The sequence below is a fragment of the Curtobacterium sp. ABR8 genome, from assembly GCF_057812125.1.
In genome coordinates, this window is sequence record NZ_CM173818.1 from 521,855 (window position 1) to 537,487 (window position 15,633).

Consider the following 15,633-nt stretch of genomic DNA (forward strand, 5'->3'; position numbering starts at 1 on the left):
AGGCGCGTCTGCTGGCAAGCAGCCCTCGGATGCGCCCTCAGTCCCGCCGTTCCCAGATCCCCTCGCTGCCGACGCCGACGAACCCGACGGCCTCGTTCACGTCGAGCATCGGGCGGTTCTCCTCCGCGTTGAACGTGATGATCGAGGGGTGCCCCGGGTGGTCGCGTTCGACCGTCTCGATCCCGACGACCTTGAGCAGCCACCCGAGCCGGTGGCCGCGGTGCTCGCGCAGCACCAGGGTGTCGCCCTGCATCACCGGCTGGACGACGGGCCCGGGGACGGCGAGCTGGGTGAAGCCGACCAGTGAGCCGGACGACACGTCCTCGACGGCGACGGTGCGCATCGTGCGCGGGCCGTCGTCGAGGTGCTGCTCGTGCGTCCGGAGCCGGTCGACCGTCCAGGCGTCCTCGGGCTCGGCCATGTCACCGGACGGGGCGTCGGTGCTCATCCGGGTCAGGAGGAGCGCGACGTCCGTCTGCCACCGGAGCGGCGTCGGCCCGGCCCAGCTGTGCACGCGGTACCGGTCGGCCGCTGCCCGCGTCGCCGCGGCGCGGATGTCGCCGAGGGCAGCAGGGGCGGCGGGCAGCTCCAGTCGGCTGATCCGGTTCACCTGGCCGAACCGCCAACCCCGGCCCGTCAGGAACCGGACCCCCGGCTCGTCCTCGGGCACGGCGCCGTACCCGGTGGGAGCACGGAGGTACCCGGGGCCGGACGCCGCCCCGACGTGCCGGGAGACGGCGTACGTCTTCCACTGCGTGCGACCCTGCTGCCGAGCGACGTCCTCGACGTGCTCGGCCAGGAGCGTGCCGATGCCCCGGCGTCGGTGCTCGGGCGCGACGCTGACCGCGAGCCAGCAGTTCGGGGCGTCCGCGGTGGCCTTCGAGTCGTACGAGCCGGCCCCCACCGCGGTTCCCTCGTCGTCCCGGACCAGGAACAGTCGGCTGGGTGCGTCGGGGTCGATCAGGTACGGCAGTTGTTCCTCGGGCGTCCAGAGCAGCTCCGGCAGTCCGGTGATCGACACCTCGGCGCGGTTCTGCACGTCGACCCACTCGCGGAACGCCTGCACGGTCCCCGGGTCGTCGTCCATCGTGGCGGGGACCACGAGTTCGTGGACCGTGTAGGCGGTCATGTCGGTTCCTCCCGGCGGTGTGACGCCGTCCGGCCCCGGACAGCCTCGCAGCATATCGGCGGGGGTCCGCTGCCGCTAGGCTGCACGGCGTGCTGCTCTCCGATCGCGACATCACCGCCCAGCTCGCCGAGGGCCGGATCGGTCTCGACCCCCACGACGCCTCGCTCGTCCAGCCGTCGAGCATCGACGTCCGGCTCGACAAGTTCTTCCGGCTGTTCGACAACCACAAGTACCCGCACATCGACCCGGCGGTCGACCAGCCCGACCTGACCCGGCTGGTCGAGACCGACCCGGACGAAGCCTTCGTGCTGCACCCCGGCGAGTTCGTGCTCGGCTCGACGTACGAGGTCGTCACGCTCCCCGATGACATCGCCGCGCGTCTCGAGGGCAAGAGCTCGCTCGGCCGCCTCGGGCTGCTGACCCACTCGACCGCCGGGTTCATCGACCCGGGGTTCTCCGGCCACGTCACGCTCGAGCTCTCGAACGTCGCGACGCTGCCGATCAAGCTCTGGCCCGGCATGAAGATCGGGCAGCTCTGCTTCTTCCAGCTGTCCAGCCCGGCCGACAAGCCGTACGGCTCGGCCGAGTACCAGTCGCGGTACCAGGGCCAGCGCGGCCCGACGCCGTCGCGTTCGGCGCAGAACTTCCACCGCGCGGACGTCTCAGCGCGTTCCTGACCGCGATTCGGCCGACCCGGGACGACTCCTTCGACGTCGCACGACGTCGACCACGTCGTTCCGGGTCGTCGACTCCACGTCATCCAGCGGACGAAATGTCGCATTCTGTGTATCGTTGCAGCATGTCCGCAGTCCCTCCACACCCGGTGCCGACGGTGTCGGCGGCCGCGCTCATCCGCGACGCCCGTGAACGCGCCGAGCTCACGCAGGTGCAGCTCGCCCGTCGGGCCGGTGTCACGCAGAGCGTCATCAGCACGTACGAGAACGGCCGACGCGAACCCTCGCTCGCCGCGCTCCAGCGCATGCTCCGGGCCGCGGGCTTCACCACGTCGATCGACCTGCTGCCGGTCGAGGACCCACCGCCCCTGCGGGACCGCGTCGCCGCCGCACGACAGGACCTGATCGCCGTCGTCGAGCGGCTCGGCGGCCGGAACCCGCGCCTCTTCGGCAGCGTCGCTCGCGGTGAGGACGGCCCGGGCAGCGACGTCGACCTGATGATCGACGTGGACGCGGGCCTCGGCATCTTCGCGCTGATGCGGATCCAGGACGCCGCCGAACGGCTGCTCGGCGTGCGCGTCGACGTCGTGGACGCCGCCGGCATGAGCCCCGAGGTCGTCCGCCGCGCGGTGCCGCTGTGAGCCAGGACCCGACGACGCACCGCCTTGTCCGGGACCGACTCGACGACGTCATCGACGCGTGCGAGGCGATCCGGCGCTACGTCGGGGACGCACGCCTGCCGGAGGACCTGGTGCACGACGCCGTCCGGATGCGGCTGGTCGAGATCGGCGAGGCGGTCCGCGTCCTGCCGAGCACCCTCACCGCGAGCGAGCCGGACATCCCGTGGGCGCGGGTGTCCGACCTCGGCGAACGCCTGACCCGGCGCTACTTCGACACCACCCGCGCTGTGGTGTTCGGCACCGCCCACACCGACGTGCCGCACCTGGCCGAGGCGGCGCGTCGGTTGCGCGCGACGCGGCCCTGACCCGGCGGGTCGCGTCGGCCCTGGACGCGCGTGCACGGCGGACGGGAGGCACGGATCACGACGTGCGCCGGGCCTCCCGTCCGCCGTGTGGCCGGCCTCCGGACGACGCAGGACGGCCCCGTCTCGCCGAGGCGAGACGGGGCCGTCCGTGGTGCTGGGGAGATCAGCCCTTCTTGGCGAGCTCCTCGAGGGTGTCGTTGCCCTTGTAGGCCTCGACGGCGTTGTCCTTGGTGACCAGGACCGGCGTGAGCTCGATCGCGGGGACCGTCTTCTTGCCGTTGTAGTTGTTCGTCTTGTCCATCGTCGTGTCGGGCTTGTCGCCCTTCGACAGCGTGGAGACGAGGTCGACGGCCGCCTGGGCCTCCTTCGACGTGTCCTTGAAGATCGTCGAGTACTGCGTGCCCTTCATGATGAGCGGGATGGACGCGGTCTCCGAGTCCTGGCCCGTCACGACGGGGTTGTCCTTGCCGGCGGCCTTGGTCGCGGTGAGGATCGCACGGGCGAGGGTGTCGTTCGGCGACAGGACGCCGTCGAGCTCGGTGTCACCCGTGTAGTACTGCGAGAGCAGGTCGGTCATGCGCGACTGGGCCTTCTGCGCGAGCCAGCCCTGCGTGACGACCTTCTGGAACGTGGTCTGGCCGGAGACGACCTTGATCGTGCCGTCGTCGATCTTCGGCTGCAGGACGTCCATCGCACCGTTGAAGAACACGGTCGCGTTGGCGTCGTCCGGCGAACCGGCGAAGAGCTCGACGTTGTACGGCTTGTCGCCCTTCTTCTCCTCGAGGCCCTTGAGCAGCGCCTCGGCCTGGAGCTGGCCGACCTTGAAGTTGTTGAACGCCACGTAGTAGTCGACGTTCTTCGTGTTCAGGATGTTGCGGTCCCAGGCGATGACGACGGCGCCACGGTCCTTGGCGGACTTGACCTGCGCGGTCAGCTGCGAACCGTCGGCGGCACCGATGATGACGGCCTTGGCGCCCTTGGTGATCATGCCCGAGATCTGCGACTGCTGGTCCGGGACGGGGTTGCCGGCGTTGGCGTACTGGATGTCGGCCTTGAAGCCCGCGTCCTCGATGGACTTCTTGAAGGCTGCACCCGCGAGGACCCAGTTCTGCGAGGTCTTGGCCGGCAGGGCGACGCCGATGAGGTCGCCCTTCTTGATGGTGCTGGTGCTGCCGGCGTCGTCGGACGAGCCGCGTGCCGAGCAGCCGCTGAGGGCCAGGCCCGCGACGAGTGCCAGACCGATGCCGGCGATGAGCTTCTTGCGCATGAGATTGCTTTCTCTTCGTTGAGGTGGTGGTGCTGTGAGGGGAAGGGTTGGACTAGGGGAGGGTGATCTTGTCCGGCTGGTCCTCGATGGACCGCGGCTGCTGGGCGGCCACCGTGTTCTGCTCGGTGTCCTTCCGCTGGAACTGCCGCAGCATGCCGCCGATCAGGGACGGACGACCCTGCGACTTCGAGTAGACGTCGAAGGCGACGGCCACGAGGAGGACCAGACCGCGGATGATCTGCACCTGGTTGGACTCGAGGCCCATGAGCTGCAGACCGTTCGACAGCAGCGCCATGACGAGACCACCGATGATCGAGCCCGAGATCGTGCCGACGCCACCGGCGACCGCAGCACCACCGACGAACACGGCGGCGATCGCGTCGAGCTCCCAGCCGGTGCCGTCCGCGGGGCCCGAGGCGCCGGAGTAGGCGACGAACACCATGCCCGCGATCGCGGCGAGGATCGACATGTTCATCATGACGAAGAAGTTGACCCGTCGCGCCGAGACGCCGGACAGGACGGCGGCGTTGGCGTTGCCACCGACGGCGTAGACCTGGCGACCGAAGATCGTGTTCTTCGTGACGAAGCCGTAGATGATGGTCAGGACACCGAGGATGATCGCGACGATCGGGACCGAGGTGCCGACCGGGCCGGCGCCGAACAGGTACGTGGCGACGAGCGTGACGGCGACCAGGATGCCGGTGCGGACGATCGAGACCCACAGCGGCGGGACCTCGGCCTGCATCTTCCGGCGGCGGGCACGGCCTCGGGCCTCGATGATGATGAGCGCGAGGATCGTGACGAGGCCGATGAGGAGCGTGCCGTTGCTGAAGCCGAAGTCGGGGCCGAAGTCACCGAGGAACCCGGCACCGATCGGGGTGAAGGCGTCCGGGACGGGGACCGACGTCGAGTTGCCGATGATCTGGTTCACACCACGGAAGATGAGCTGACCGGCCAGCGTCACGATGAAGGCCGGGACCTTCACGAACGCCACCCAGAAGCCCTGCCACGCACCGATCAGGGCACCGCACGCGAGCCCCAGGATGATGGCGGCCCACACCGGGAAGTCCCACACGGCCATGGACTGCGCCACGACGATGCCGACGACCGCTGCGACCGAACCCACCGACAGGTCGATGTGCCCCGCGATGATGACCATGACCATGCCGAGCGCCAGGATCAGGATGTACGAGTACTGCAGGAACAGGTTGATGACGTTGGTCGGCTCGAGGATGAGCCCGTTCGTCGTGACCGAGAAGAAGACCAACAGCACGATGAGGGCGATGATCATGCCGTACTGGCCGATGCTGTTGCCCTTGCCGAAGAGCAGTTTCAGGTTGTTCATGAGGCGGTGGCGCCCTTCCGCGCGGAGGTCATGCTGCGCATGAGCGATTCGGGATCGGCCTGGTCGGCCGGGAGGTCAGCGGTGATCTGGCCCTCGAAGATGGTGTAGATCCGGTCGGAGAGACCGAGGAGTTCGGGGAGCTCGGACGAGATGAGGATGATGCCCTTCCCCTCGGCCGCGAGCTGCTGGATGATGCCGTAGATCTCGAACTTCGCGCCCACGTCGATGCCGCGGGTGGGTTCGTCGAGGATCAGGATGTCCGGGTCGGTGAACATCCACTTGGACAGGACGACCTTCTGCTGGTTGCCACCGGACAGCTTGCCGACGTTGTCCTCGACGCTCGGCACCTTGGTGCGGAGCATCTTGCGGTACTTCTCGGCGACGGAGTACTCCTCGAGCGAGTCGACGACGCCGACCTTCGAGATCTTCTTCAGGTCGGCGGCGACCGTCGAACGCTTCACCGTGTCGAGCAGGTTCAGGCCGAGCGCCTTGCGGTCCTCGGAGACGTAGCCGAGGCCGTTCTCGATCGCCTGCTGGACGTTCGTGACCTTGATCTCGCGGCCGTCCTTGATGATCTGGCCGTCGAGCCAGGTGCCGTACGAGCGACCGAACAGGCTCATCGCGAGCTCGGTGCGTCCGGCGCCCATCAGGCCCGCGAAGCCGACGATCTCACCGCGGCGGACGTGGAAGTTCGAGCCCTTGCAGACCAGACGTGACGAGTCGAGCGGGTGCTGCACGGTCCAGTTGCGGACCTCGAAGAAGGTCTCGCCGATCTTCGGAGTGCGGTCCGGGAACCGGCTCTCGAGCGAGCGGCCGACCATGCCGCGGATGATGCGGTCCTCGTTGACGCCGTCCGCCTTGACGTTGAGCGTCTCGATGGCCTTGCCGTCGCGGATGATCGTGATCTCGTCGGCGATCTGCTCGATCTCGTTGAGCTTGTGGCTGATGATGATGCTCGCGATGCCCTTGGCCTTCAGCCCGACGATCAGGTCGAGCAGGTGCTGCGAGTCGTTCTCGTTGAGCGCGGCGGTCGGCTCGTCGAGGATGAGGAGCTTGACGTCCTTGTGCAGAGCCTTCGCGATCTCGACGAGCTGCTGCTTGCCGACACCGAGGTTCTTGATCTGCGTGTCCGGGTCGTCGGCCAGGCCGACGCGGGCGAGCAGGTCCTGCGCACGGAGCTGCGCGGCGGTCCAGTCGATCCGCCCGAAGCGGCCGGGCTCGTTGCCGAGGAACAGGTTCTCGGTGATCGAGAGCTCCGGGATGAGCGCCAGCTCCTGGTGGATGATGACGATGCCGGCCTGCTCGGACTGCTTGATGTTCGAGAAGCGGACTTCTTCGCCCTCGTAGACGATCTCGCCGCTGTAGGTGCCGTAGGGGTAGACGCCCGAGAGGACCTTCATCAGGGTCGACTTGCCGGCGCCGTTCTCGCCGCAGATCGCGTGGATCTCGCCGGCGCGGACGCTCAGGGAGACGTCGGAGAGCGCCTTCACACCAGGGAACTCCTTGGTGATCGAGCGCATCTCGAGGATGGTCTCGGGTGCGGTGATCGACCGGGTCTCGAGTCCGGTGTCGATCGGGTGTGACGCCACAGTGCATCTCCTTCTGCCGCTGCGATGCGGCAGTTGTTCGGGTGGTTCTGCTGCGGCAGCGAATGGGCGCAGGTGGCCTGCGTGGACTTCGTTGTCGCGTCCGGTGTCCTGCTCGTGTGACGCTCATGTGAACGGTCACATCGGCTGGACGGAGGTAATTTACGCACGTCCCCGGTGCGGCTGTCAATTCGGATTGGTCGCGTTTTCGTAACGGCCTGCGTGATCTGGCGGAAGCAGGCCGATCACGTCCCCCGCGTTGGGGTGATCGTGCGGAGTCCCGCACGTTCCACCGGTCGGGTCACCGGCCGCGCGGGGCTCCCGTGGACGCACGCACGACGAGCTGCGGGACGATGTCGATCGGGCGGAGCAGCTCGTCGTCGCCCGGCAGGAGCAGGTCCACGCACCGTCGTCCGAGCTCCGCGAAGTCGACCTGCACCGTGGTGAGCGGCGGCCAGAAGTGCTTCGCCTCGGGGATGTCGTCGTAGCCGACCACCGACAGGTCACCGGGCACGTCGAGCCCGTACGAGCGTGCCGCGTGCATGACGCCCAGCGCCATCTGGTCGTTCGAGCAGAAGACCGCCGTGCAGTCCCGCCACCGCAGGAGTTCGCGGCCGGCGTGGTAGCCGAAGTCCGCCGTCCAGTCGCCGAGGATCGGCGGGACGACGGGCATGTCGCGGTCGGACATGGCGCGCAGGAACCCCTGCATGCGGGCGTCCGCCTCGATCCAGTCCTGCGGGCCCGCGATGTGCCGGACGTACTCGTGGCCCAGGTCGAGCAGGTGCTCGGTCGCGAGCCGCGCGCCCTCCATCTGGTCGACCCACAGGGCCGTCGGGTCCTCGCCGACGCTGGCCCGCATGGTGACGTACGGCGTGCGGATGCCCAGTTCCTCGATCAGGTCGAACACCCGCTGTTGGGGCGCGATGACGACGATGCCCTCGACGTCGAGGTCGAGCAGGTGCCCGAGCCCCTCGCGCACGGCGGTGTCGGTCGCCTCGGCGATGTTCGCCGTCGTCACCGAGTACCCGCGGAGCATGGCCGCGTCCTCGATCGCCTGCAGTGCGACCGCCGGGCCGTAGTGGGCACGGCGAGCGGTGAGGACGCCGATCGTGTGGGTCCGGCTCGTCACGAGGGCCCGCGCCGCACGGTTCGGCCGGTACTGCAGCTGTTCCATCGCCGCCAGGACCTTGTCGCGCGTGGCGTCGCGGATGGCGTCGGAGTTGTTCAGCACCCGCGAGACGGTCTGGTGGGAGACGCCCGCGATCCGTGCGACGTCACGGATGCTGGGCGAACGCGGTTGCTGTGCCCGCGATGACGCCATTGCTGCTCGTTTCCGCCCGGGGCCGTGGCACATCGATGTGCACGTTCACATTCCGGGCCAGATCATTATGCACGCCCGGCGGATCGACGCCACCTGAACGTCCGCGAGGGCGCGGTCTCGCTGCGCCCTCGCGGCGCGTCAGAGCCAGTTGCGCTTGCGGAAGATCGCCCAGAGCACGCCCATCAGCGCGAGCATGCCGAGGATCGCGACCGGGTAGCCGTACCGCCAGTGCAGTTCCGGCATGTGGTCGAAGTTCATCCCGTAGACGCCGGCGATGAGTCCGGGCGCGAACAGGATCGCCGCCCACGACGAGATCTTCTTCACCTCCTCGCCCTGCCGGTGTGCGGCGCGGGCGAGCTGCCGGCTCTCCTCGCCCTGGGCCAGGCTGGCGCTGGTCATCCGGCGCATGGCCTCGTTCTGCTCCTGCGACACCAGGGTCGCGTGCAGCGTCAGGGCGTTCTCGAGCAGGGACCGGAACGAGTCGACCCGCTCCGTCACGCGCAGGGCGTGGTCCAGCACGTTCCGCAGGCGGTGCTGCACCTCGTCGTCGACGCCGTACTTGTCGGCCCCGCGCAGCAAGCCCTTCACCATCGCCGGCACCGGCTTCGTGGCGCGTTGGAACGAGAGCACCTCGCTGAGCAGCTGGTAGATCCGCTTCGAGACACCCGGGTCCACCTGTCCGGCGAAGAGCTGGTCCTCGATGGCGTCGATCCCGTCCTGCAGGACCTCGACGACCGGCGCGTAGCCGTCCACGACTTCGTCGAGCACCGCGGCGGTCACGGCCTCCGACCCCAGCGCCAGGAACTCGGGGTCGGCCTCGACCTGCGCGCGGAGCGCCGCGAGGTCGGGGCGCTCGGCGTGCCGGACGCTCACCACGAAACGGTCGCCGACGAACAGGTGCACCTCGCCGAACTCGACGGTGCCCTCGGACTGGTCGAACCAGGCCGGCCGGAGCACCAGGAACAGGGTGTCGCCGTACCGCTCGAGCTTCGCGCGCTGGTGCCCCTTGCGGGCGTCCTCGACGGCGTTCTCGTGCAGGTCGAACTCGGTCGCGACGGCGTCGAGTTCCTCCGGGTCGGGGCGGAGCAGCCCGATCCACGCCAGGTCGCAGCGGGGGACCTGGTGCCGGGCGCCGAGTGCCAGGGTCGAGGGCGACTCCACGCGACGTCCTTCGACGTAGATCGCGTTGTCGATCATTGCCATGCGCGTGCTCCTCGTGGTCGGGGAGCAGGCAGGCGCGATGCCGCGGCGGACCGCGGCGGGCGGAGGAGATCTAGGACACGGGCGCGGCGGCGAGGGGGAGGGGCTGCCGGCCCGCGCGAGGATGGTCACCCGACATCGCGCCTCACCTGCCCTTCTCGTCTGCGTCGTTCGTTCGTCGTGCGGCGGCGCCGGAGCACTGCCGACCGTCGAGCCTACGCCCGTCGACCCGCCCCGACAACCAGAGGGTGGACGGGTGCGCGTGCGCCCGGGTCAGCGTGTGATGTGCAGACCGGCGGCTTCGAGTTCGGTGAGCTGCCAGCCCAGCCAGGGGCTCCACCCGAACGGCGCACCGGCGACGGCGGCCCGCAGGGAGTCCTCGGAGACCCACGCGTACTCGGCGACCTCGTCGTCGGCGGGGGCGGGCAGGTCGTCGGTGACGGCGCGGAACACCGGGCAGACCTCGTTCTCGACGATGCCGGAGGCGTCGACGGCGCGGTACCGGAAGTCGGGCAGCACGAGTTCGACGTCGCGCACGGTGATGCCCAGTTCGCGCGAGGCACGGCGGGCGATGGCGTCCTCGAAGGACTCGTCGGGGCCGGGGTGCCCGCAGAACGTGTTCGTCCAGACACCGGGCCACGTCTTCTTCGACAGGGCGCGACGGGTCACCAGCACGTCCCCGTCGGTGTTCCGGACGTGGCACGAGAAGGCCAGGTGGAGGGGCGTGTGGTCTGTGTGCACCGTGAACTTGTCCGCTGTGCCGATCGGGGTACGGTCGTCGGCCAGCAGGACCACGGTTTCCGGGAAAGCGCTCATCTGCACCGATAGGTTAGGCCAATGAGCGAGGAAGCGGCCACCGTGGCGCACATCGACCTCGCGCTCGTCGACGACTGTCTCGAGCGCTTCTTCGTCGTTTCCTCGGCTCGTGCCGCGCGCTACGGCCGTCCGTCCGAGGAGCTCTGGCGGGTGCTCCGCAAGGCGAGCATGGGCGGCAAGCGCTTCCGGCCCCGCATGGTCCTGACCGCGTACCTCGGCCTCGGTGGGGACGACGTGCACGCCGCTGCGCACGTCGCCGCCGCCTACGAGCTCCTGCACACCGCGCTCGTGGTGCACGACGACGTCATCGACCGCGACTGGGCCCGCCGCGGCCAGCCGAACGTCGCCGGGTCCTACCGCGACGCCGGCACGACCGGCGGTCTGCCGCTCCCCACCGCCGAGCACCGGGGCATGAGCGCCGCCGTGATCGCGGGCGACCTCGCACTCTCCGGCGCACCGCGGTTCATCGAGTCCGCGGGGGTGACGGGGGAGCGTCGTGGTCGCCTGCTGGAGCTGCTGGACGAAGCCGTGTTCGCCAGCGCCGCCGGCGAGATGACCGACGTCGACCTGGCCCTCGGCGTGATGCCGACGGTGGACGAGGTCCTGGCGATGGAGCGTGCGAAGACCAGCGTGTACTCGTTCGAGGCGCCGCTGCAGTCCGGGGCCGTGCTCGCCGGCGCGCCCGAGCCGGTCGTCACCGCGCTCGGCGCCTTCGGCCGCGAGATCGGCATCGCGTACCAGATCGTCGACGACCTGCTCGGGGTGTTCGGCGACGAGACGACCACCGGCAAGAGCGTGCTGGGGGACCTGCGCGAGGGCAAGCGGACCATGCTCATCGCGTACGCGGCGACGACGGACTGCTGGCCGGACATCGCTCCCTACCTGGGCGACCCGGACCTGACCGAGGAACGCGCGGCCGAACTCCGTGCGACCCTGGTCACCTGCGGCGCCCGAGCCGCAGCCGAGTCCCGGATCGCCGACCACGTCGCACTCGCCCGTGCCGAGCTCTCCGGACTGCCGTACGACCTCGCCGACCGCCTGGAGGGCCTCGTGACCGAACTCGTGGAGCGCGCCCGGTGACGACCGAGACCACCCGGACCGGCAGCGCGCCGTCCGGTCGGCTGCCCCTGTACGACGCCACGGCCGAGGCCGCGTCGAGCGTCGTCATCGACCGCTACTCGACGTCGTTCGGTCTCGCGAGCCGGTTGCTCGCCAAGGACGCCCGAGAGCACATCCGGAACGTCTACGCGCTGGTGCGGGTCGCCGACGAGGTCGTCGACGGTCCCGCGACCGAGGCGGGTCTCGACCCCGACCTGGCGCGGACGGTCCTCGACGAGCTCGAGGCCGACACCGAGCGCGCGATCGCCCTCGGCTTCTCGGTGAACCCCGTCGTGCACGCGTTCGCCCGGACCGCGCGGGTCACGGGCTTCGGCGCGGAGCTCACGAAGCCGTTCTTCGCGTCGATGCGGATGGACCTGGAGCGCACCGAGCACGACGACGCCTCGTTCGACGCCTACGTGTACGGCTCGGCCGAGGTCGTGGGGCTGATGTGCCTGCGGGCCTTCGTCCACCGCGCCGGCCGACCGACCTTCGACCAGGCAGAACTGGTCGCGGGAGCCCGTGCGCTCGGCGCCGCGTTCCAGAAGGTGAACTTCCTGCGGGACCTGCACGCCGACTTCGAGGTGCTCGGTCGCTCCTACTTCCCGGGGATCGACATCCGCTCGTTCGACGAGGCCACGAAGGACCGGCTGGTCGCCGACGTGCAGGCCGACCTCGACCACGCGGCCCGGACGATCCGCCTGCTGCCGTCCGACGCGCGGGGCGCCGTCGGGCTCGCACACGCCCTGTTCCAGGAACTCAACGACCGCATCGCGCGCACGCCGGCGACGCGTCTGGTGACGACGCGCGTGCGCGTCCCGAACCCGGTCAAGGCCCGCCTGGCCGCACAGGTGCTCGCCGGACGCGCCCCCGTGCGGTCGAAGGCGGCCACCCGTCAGCCAGGAGGCTCGTCATGACCCCGCCCCGCGCCTCCCGTCCGGAGGCCGCCGCCTCGACCACCCGGCGCAAGGTACCGGCGCGGCGCGCCGTCGTCATCGGCGGCGGCATCAGCGGACTGGCGTCCGCCGCGCTGCTCGCGCGGGACGGCTTCGCCGTGACCGTGCTCGAGCAGCGCTCCCAGCTCGGCGGCCGTGCCGGTTCGTGGGAGCGTGACGGCTTCCGGTTCGACACCGGGCCGTCGTGGTACCTCATGCCCGAGGTGTTCGACCACTTCTTCCAGCTGCTCGGCACCTCGGCCGACGCCGAACTCGACCTGGTGAAGCTCGACCCCGGCTACCGCGTGTACAGCGAGGGCAACGACGAGCCGATCGACCTGCGGGCCGACGCCGAGGCGAACATCGCGCTGTTCGAGTCCGTCGAGCCCGGAGCCGGCAAGCGCATCCGGAAGTACCTCGCCTCGGCCGAGGACACCTACGCGATGGCGATCCGGCGGTTCCTGTACACGACGTTCCAGGACCTCACGAAGCTCGCCGCGCCCGACGTGCTCCGTCGTCTGCCGAAGCTCGCACGGCTCCTGCTGCAGCCGCTGTCGTCCCGTGCCGCCTCGGCGGTCAAGGACCGGCGACTCTGGCAGATCCTCGGCTACCCGGCGGTGTTCCTGGGCACGAGCCCGTACGCCGCTCCGAGCATGTACCACCTGATGAGCCACCTCGACCTCGCCGACGGGGTGCTCTACCCGAAGGGCGGCATCACCGAGGTGATCGCGGCGGTCGAACGGGTGGCCCGCGCCGAGGGCGCGAAGATCATCGCCGGTGCGAAGGTCGAGCGGATCGTCGTCGAGGACGGCGTCGCCACCGGCGTCGTCCACCGCGACCGCGACGGCGTCCAGCACACCGCCCCGGCCGACCTGGTCGTGAGCGCCGCGGACCTGCAGCACACCGAGATGCAGCTGCTCGACCGCGAGCACCGCACCCACGGCGCCGAGCACTGGAAGACCCGCGACCCCGGGCCGAGCGCGGTGCTCGTGTACCTCGGCATCGACGGCCCGACCCCCGGCCTGCTGCACCACACGCTCGTCTTCACCGAGGACTGGAAGGCGAACTTCGGCGCGATCTTCGGCAAGGACCGGCACGTGCCGGACCCCGCGTCGATCTACGTCTGCGCGCCCTCGGAGACGGACCCGTCCGTCGCGCCCCGCGGCTCGAGCAACCTGTTCATCCTGGTGCCGCTGCCCGCCGACCTGTCCATCGGCAAGGGCGGGATCGACGGCGCCGGCGACTTCGAGGTCGAGCAGATCGCCGACCGCGCCATCGACGTCGTCGCCGAGCGTTCGGGCGTCCCCGACCTGCGGGACCGCATCCGGGTCCGTCGGACGATCGGTCCGCGCGACTTCGCCGACGACCTCAACGCGTGGAACGGGTCGATGCTCGGCCCCGCGCACACACTGAAGCAGAGCGCGTTCTTCCGCGAGAAGAACGCCTCGGCCAAGGTCGAGGGGCTGTACTACGCCGGGGCGTCCACGATCCCGGGCATCGGCCTGCCGATGTGCCTGATCAGCGCCGAGGTCCTGCTCAAGCGGATCCACGGCGACACGAGCACCGAACCGCTGCCCACCCCGCTCGGCACCCCGCGGAACCGGGCCGGCACCGTCTGATGCCCGGGGTGTACCTCGCCGGCCTGGTCGTCTCGCTGGTCGGGATGACCGTGCTCGACGCCCGCTTCCGGCTGTTCTTCTGGCGGGCACCGTGGCGTGCTGCGGCCGTGATGGTCGTCGGCGTCGCCTTCTTCATGGTGTGGGACGTCGCCGGTGTCGCGTTCGGCATCTTCTTCATCGGCCCGCAGAACCTGCTGACCGGGGTCCTCCTGGCGCCCGAGGTGCCACTCGAGGAACTCTTCTTCCTGCTGCTGCTCTGCTACTCGACGATGGACCTGGTCGGCTTCGTCCGGCCCCTCGTGCAGCGCGCGACCGATCGGCGGCGCGCGTGAACGGCACCGGGGCGTACGCGCTCCTCGCCCTGCCGTTCTTCGGCGTCACGGCCGTCGTGGCCGTGCTCGCCGGTGTCGTCGCCGCTCGCCGGGCCCGAGCGGCGGGCCGGCGGCCTGCGGTCGGGCGCCGGGTCGCGGTGCTCACGTCGGTGATCGCGGGCATCGCCCTGCTCGTGATGACGATCGTGTTCGACAACGTCATCGTGACCCTGCGCATCGTCGCCTACGACCCGTCGCTCATCAGCGGGGCGAAGATCGGCGCGATCCCGGTCGAGGACCTCGCCTACGCGATGGCGGCGATCGTCCTGCTGCCCAGCCTGTGGGTCCTGTTCGACCGGACCGGCGCGCGCCCCGCGCCCGACCCGACCACCGCACCACCGGAGGACACGAAGTGAACGCCACCACCGCCTCCAGGCCGTCGACCCTGCGCGCCCTGTTCGTGTCGTCCCGACCGATCAGCTGGGTGAACACCGCCTACCCGTTCGGTGCCGCCTACCTGCTCGGCAGCGGGGTCGGCGTCGAGGGCGGCGGCGGGTTCTCGCTCGTCGCGTTCCTGGTCGGCGTCGTGTACTTCCTGGTGCCCTACAACCTGGCGATGTACGGCATCAACGACGTCTTCGACTACGAGTCCGACCTGCGCAACCCGCGCAAGGGCGGCGTCGAGGGTGCCCTGCTCGACAAGAGCGTCCACCGCACCACCCTCTGGGCCGTCGTCGTCACGAACGTGCCGTTCCTGGTCGCGCTCGTCGTGCTCGGAGCGGTGAGCGGGAACGGGCCGTGGTCGTGGCTCGTCCTCGCGATCAGCGTGTTCGCGGTCATCGCGTACTCGGCGCCGGGGCTGCGGTTCAAGGAGAAGCCGTTCCTCGACTCGCTGACCTCGTCGACGCACTTCGTCTCGCCCGCGATCTACGGCCTGGCGCTCGCCGGACCGCACTGGACCGGTGAGCTCGTCGCCGTGTGCATCGCGTTCTTCCTGTGGGGTGTGGCCTCGCACGCGTTCGGCGCCGTGCAGGACGTCCTCGCCGACCGGGCCGGCGGCATCGGCTCCGTCGCGACCGTCATCGGTGCGCGGGCGACCGTGCGCCTCGCGTTCGTCGCGTACCTGGTCGCCGGCGTCGCGCTGCTGTTCTCGGCGTTCCCCGGGCCGATCGCCGCCGTCGTCGTGATCCCGTACGCGCTCAACGTGCTGCCGTGGTGGAACATCACGGACCAGGGCGCCGAGGCTGCGAACGCCGGGTGGAAGCGGTTCCTCTGGATCAACTACCTGGCGGGGTTCATCGTGACGATGGCCCTCATCGCCTACGCCTTCGCGCACTGAGCTCGCCC

At 70.0% G+C, this 15,633-nt stretch carries 16 protein-coding genes; 9 read left to right on the top strand and 7 right to left on the bottom strand.

All coding sequences use genetic code 11. The features are described 5' to 3' along the window. Positions 1–37: 37 nt before the first annotated feature. Entirely contained in the window at positions 38–1,129 is a 1,092-nt protein-coding gene (locus ACXKZB_RS02605) for a GNAT family N-acetyltransferase (RefSeq protein WP_488824588.1), read from the bottom strand. A gap of 89 nt (positions 1,130–1,218) precedes the next feature. Here ACXKZB_RS02605 and dcd point away from each other — a divergent pair, with 89 nt between their 5' ends. The 3 genes from dcd (at position 1,219) to ACXKZB_RS02620 (ending at position 2,788) form a co-directional block, all read left to right on the top strand. Further along, the gene (gene dcd / locus ACXKZB_RS02610) at positions 1,219–1,806 is read left to right on the top strand and encodes a dCTP deaminase (RefSeq protein WP_222659347.1); all 588 of its coding nucleotides are present in this window, start codon (positions 1,219–1,221) and stop codon (positions 1,804–1,806) included. A gap of 122 nt (positions 1,807–1,928) precedes the next feature. Beyond that, positions 1,929–2,444 carry a helix-turn-helix domain-containing protein gene (locus ACXKZB_RS02615; protein WP_488824589.1) on the top strand — a complete coding sequence of 172 codons (516 nt, stop codon included), beginning with the start codon at positions 1,929–1,931 and terminating at the stop codon, positions 2,442–2,444. Beyond that, the gene (locus ACXKZB_RS02620) at positions 2,441–2,788 is read left to right on the top strand and encodes a HepT-like ribonuclease domain-containing protein (protein ID WP_488824590.1); all 348 of its coding nucleotides are present in this window, start codon (positions 2,441–2,443) and stop codon (positions 2,786–2,788) included. Before ACXKZB_RS02615 ends, ACXKZB_RS02620 begins: the two co-directional genes overlap by 4 nt. A 163-nt stretch (positions 2,789–2,951) precedes the next feature. Here ACXKZB_RS02620 and ACXKZB_RS02625 read toward each other — a convergent pair whose 3' ends face one another. From ACXKZB_RS02625 to idi, 6 genes are all read right to left on the bottom strand, one after another. Continuing rightward, on the bottom strand, positions 2,952–4,055 hold the full coding sequence (locus tag ACXKZB_RS02625) for a substrate-binding domain-containing protein (RefSeq protein ID WP_488824591.1): 1,104 nt from the start codon (positions 4,053–4,055) through the stop codon (positions 2,952–2,954). A 52-nt stretch (positions 4,056–4,107) separates the two neighbouring features. Further along, positions 4,108–5,400 carry a multiple monosaccharide ABC transporter permease gene (mmsB, locus tag ACXKZB_RS02630; RefSeq protein ID WP_123310575.1) on the bottom strand — a complete coding sequence of 431 codons (1,293 nt, stop codon included), beginning with the start codon at positions 5,398–5,400 and terminating at the stop codon, positions 4,108–4,110. Next, on the bottom strand, positions 5,397–6,920 hold the full coding sequence (gene mmsA, locus ACXKZB_RS02635; RefSeq protein WP_181437544.1) for a multiple monosaccharide ABC transporter ATP-binding protein: 1,524 nt from the start codon (positions 6,918–6,920) through the stop codon (positions 5,397–5,399). The genes mmsB and mmsA overlap by 4 nt, the downstream gene beginning before the upstream one ends. A gap of 367 nt (positions 6,921–7,287) precedes the next feature. Next, the gene (locus tag ACXKZB_RS02640; protein ID WP_222659352.1) at positions 7,288–8,307 is read right to left on the bottom strand and encodes a LacI family DNA-binding transcriptional regulator; all 1,020 of its coding nucleotides are present in this window, start codon (positions 8,305–8,307) and stop codon (positions 7,288–7,290) included. Between the two features lie 138 nt (positions 8,308–8,445). Continuing rightward, positions 8,446–9,510 (bottom strand): magnesium and cobalt transport protein CorA, encoded by a 1,065-nt coding sequence (locus ACXKZB_RS02645; protein WP_488824592.1) that lies wholly within the window; start codon positions 9,508–9,510, stop codon positions 8,446–8,448. 270 nt (positions 9,511–9,780) lie between these two features. After that, complete coding sequence (gene idi, locus ACXKZB_RS02650; protein WP_111085474.1) at positions 9,781–10,323, bottom strand: isopentenyl-diphosphate Delta-isomerase; 543 nt, start codon at positions 10,321–10,323, stop codon at positions 9,781–9,783. Between the two features lie 21 nt (positions 10,324–10,344). On the opposite strand from idi, the gene ACXKZB_RS02655 reads away from it, so the two are divergent. From ACXKZB_RS02655 to ACXKZB_RS02680, 6 genes are read left to right on the top strand one after another with little or no spacing between them, the layout of a single operon-like run. Further along, the gene (locus ACXKZB_RS02655) at positions 10,345–11,403 is read left to right on the top strand and encodes a polyprenyl synthetase family protein (protein WP_488824593.1); all 1,059 of its coding nucleotides are present in this window, start codon (positions 10,345–10,347) and stop codon (positions 11,401–11,403) included. Beyond that, complete coding sequence (locus tag ACXKZB_RS02660) at positions 11,400–12,338, top strand: phytoene/squalene synthase family protein (RefSeq protein ID WP_488824594.1); 939 nt, start codon at positions 11,400–11,402, stop codon at positions 12,336–12,338. Before ACXKZB_RS02655 ends, ACXKZB_RS02660 begins: the two co-directional genes overlap by 4 nt. Beyond that, positions 12,335–13,975, top strand: coding sequence for a phytoene desaturase family protein (gene crtI, locus ACXKZB_RS02665; protein WP_260232925.1), 1,641 nt, complete (start codon positions 12,335–12,337; stop codon positions 13,973–13,975). Before ACXKZB_RS02660 ends, crtI begins: the two co-directional genes overlap by 4 nt. Beyond that, positions 13,975–14,307, top strand: a complete 333-nt coding sequence (locus tag ACXKZB_RS02670) for a lycopene cyclase domain-containing protein (protein ID WP_488824595.1) — start codon at positions 13,975–13,977, stop codon at positions 14,305–14,307. The genes crtI and ACXKZB_RS02670 overlap by 1 nt, the downstream gene beginning before the upstream one ends. Beyond that, positions 14,304–14,702, top strand: a complete 399-nt coding sequence (locus ACXKZB_RS02675; protein WP_185021237.1) for a lycopene cyclase domain-containing protein — start codon at positions 14,304–14,306, stop codon at positions 14,700–14,702. Before ACXKZB_RS02670 ends, ACXKZB_RS02675 begins: the two co-directional genes overlap by 4 nt. Further along, positions 14,699–15,625: a prenyltransferase gene (locus ACXKZB_RS02680; protein ID WP_488824596.1), complete on the top strand. Its 927-nt coding sequence runs from the start codon at positions 14,699–14,701 to the stop codon at positions 15,623–15,625. The genes ACXKZB_RS02675 and ACXKZB_RS02680 overlap by 4 nt, the downstream gene beginning before the upstream one ends. The last annotated feature ends 8 nt before the right edge of the window (positions 15,626–15,633 follow it).

Excerpts from the sequence above, each read along its gene's own strand:
- ACXKZB_RS02605 (WP_488824588.1), bottom strand. The coding sequence starts at position 1,129 with ATGACCGCCTACACGGTCCACGAACTCGTGGTCCCCGCCACGATGGAC.
- ACXKZB_RS02615 (WP_488824589.1), top strand. The coding sequence starts at position 1,929 with ATGTCCGCAGTCCCTCCACACCCGGTGCCGACGGTGTCGGCGGCCGCG.
- ACXKZB_RS02625 (WP_488824591.1), bottom strand. The coding sequence starts at position 4,055 with ATGCGCAAGAAGCTCATCGCCGGCATCGGTCTGGCACTCGTCGCGGGC.
- mmsB (WP_123310575.1), bottom strand. The coding sequence starts at position 5,400 with ATGAACAACCTGAAACTGCTCTTCGGCAAGGGCAACAGCATCGGCCAG.
- mmsA (WP_181437544.1), bottom strand. The coding sequence starts at position 6,920 with ATGCGCTCGATCACCAAGGAGTTCCCTGGTGTGAAGGCGCTCTCCGAC.
- ACXKZB_RS02640 (WP_222659352.1), bottom strand. The coding sequence starts at position 8,307 with ATGGCGTCATCGCGGGCACAGCAACCGCGTTCGCCCAGCATCCGTGAC.
- ACXKZB_RS02645 (WP_488824592.1), bottom strand. The coding sequence starts at position 9,510 with ATGGCAATGATCGACAACGCGATCTACGTCGAAGGACGTCGCGTGGAG.
- idi (WP_111085474.1), bottom strand. The coding sequence starts at position 10,323 with ATGAGCGCTTTCCCGGAAACCGTGGTCCTGCTGGCCGACGACCGTACC.
- ACXKZB_RS02655 (WP_488824593.1), top strand. The coding sequence starts at position 10,345 with ATGAGCGAGGAAGCGGCCACCGTGGCGCACATCGACCTCGCGCTCGTC.
- crtI (WP_260232925.1), top strand. The coding sequence starts at position 12,335 with ATGACCCCGCCCCGCGCCTCCCGTCCGGAGGCCGCCGCCTCGACCACC.
- ACXKZB_RS02670 (WP_488824595.1), top strand. The coding sequence starts at position 13,975 with ATGCCCGGGGTGTACCTCGCCGGCCTGGTCGTCTCGCTGGTCGGGATG.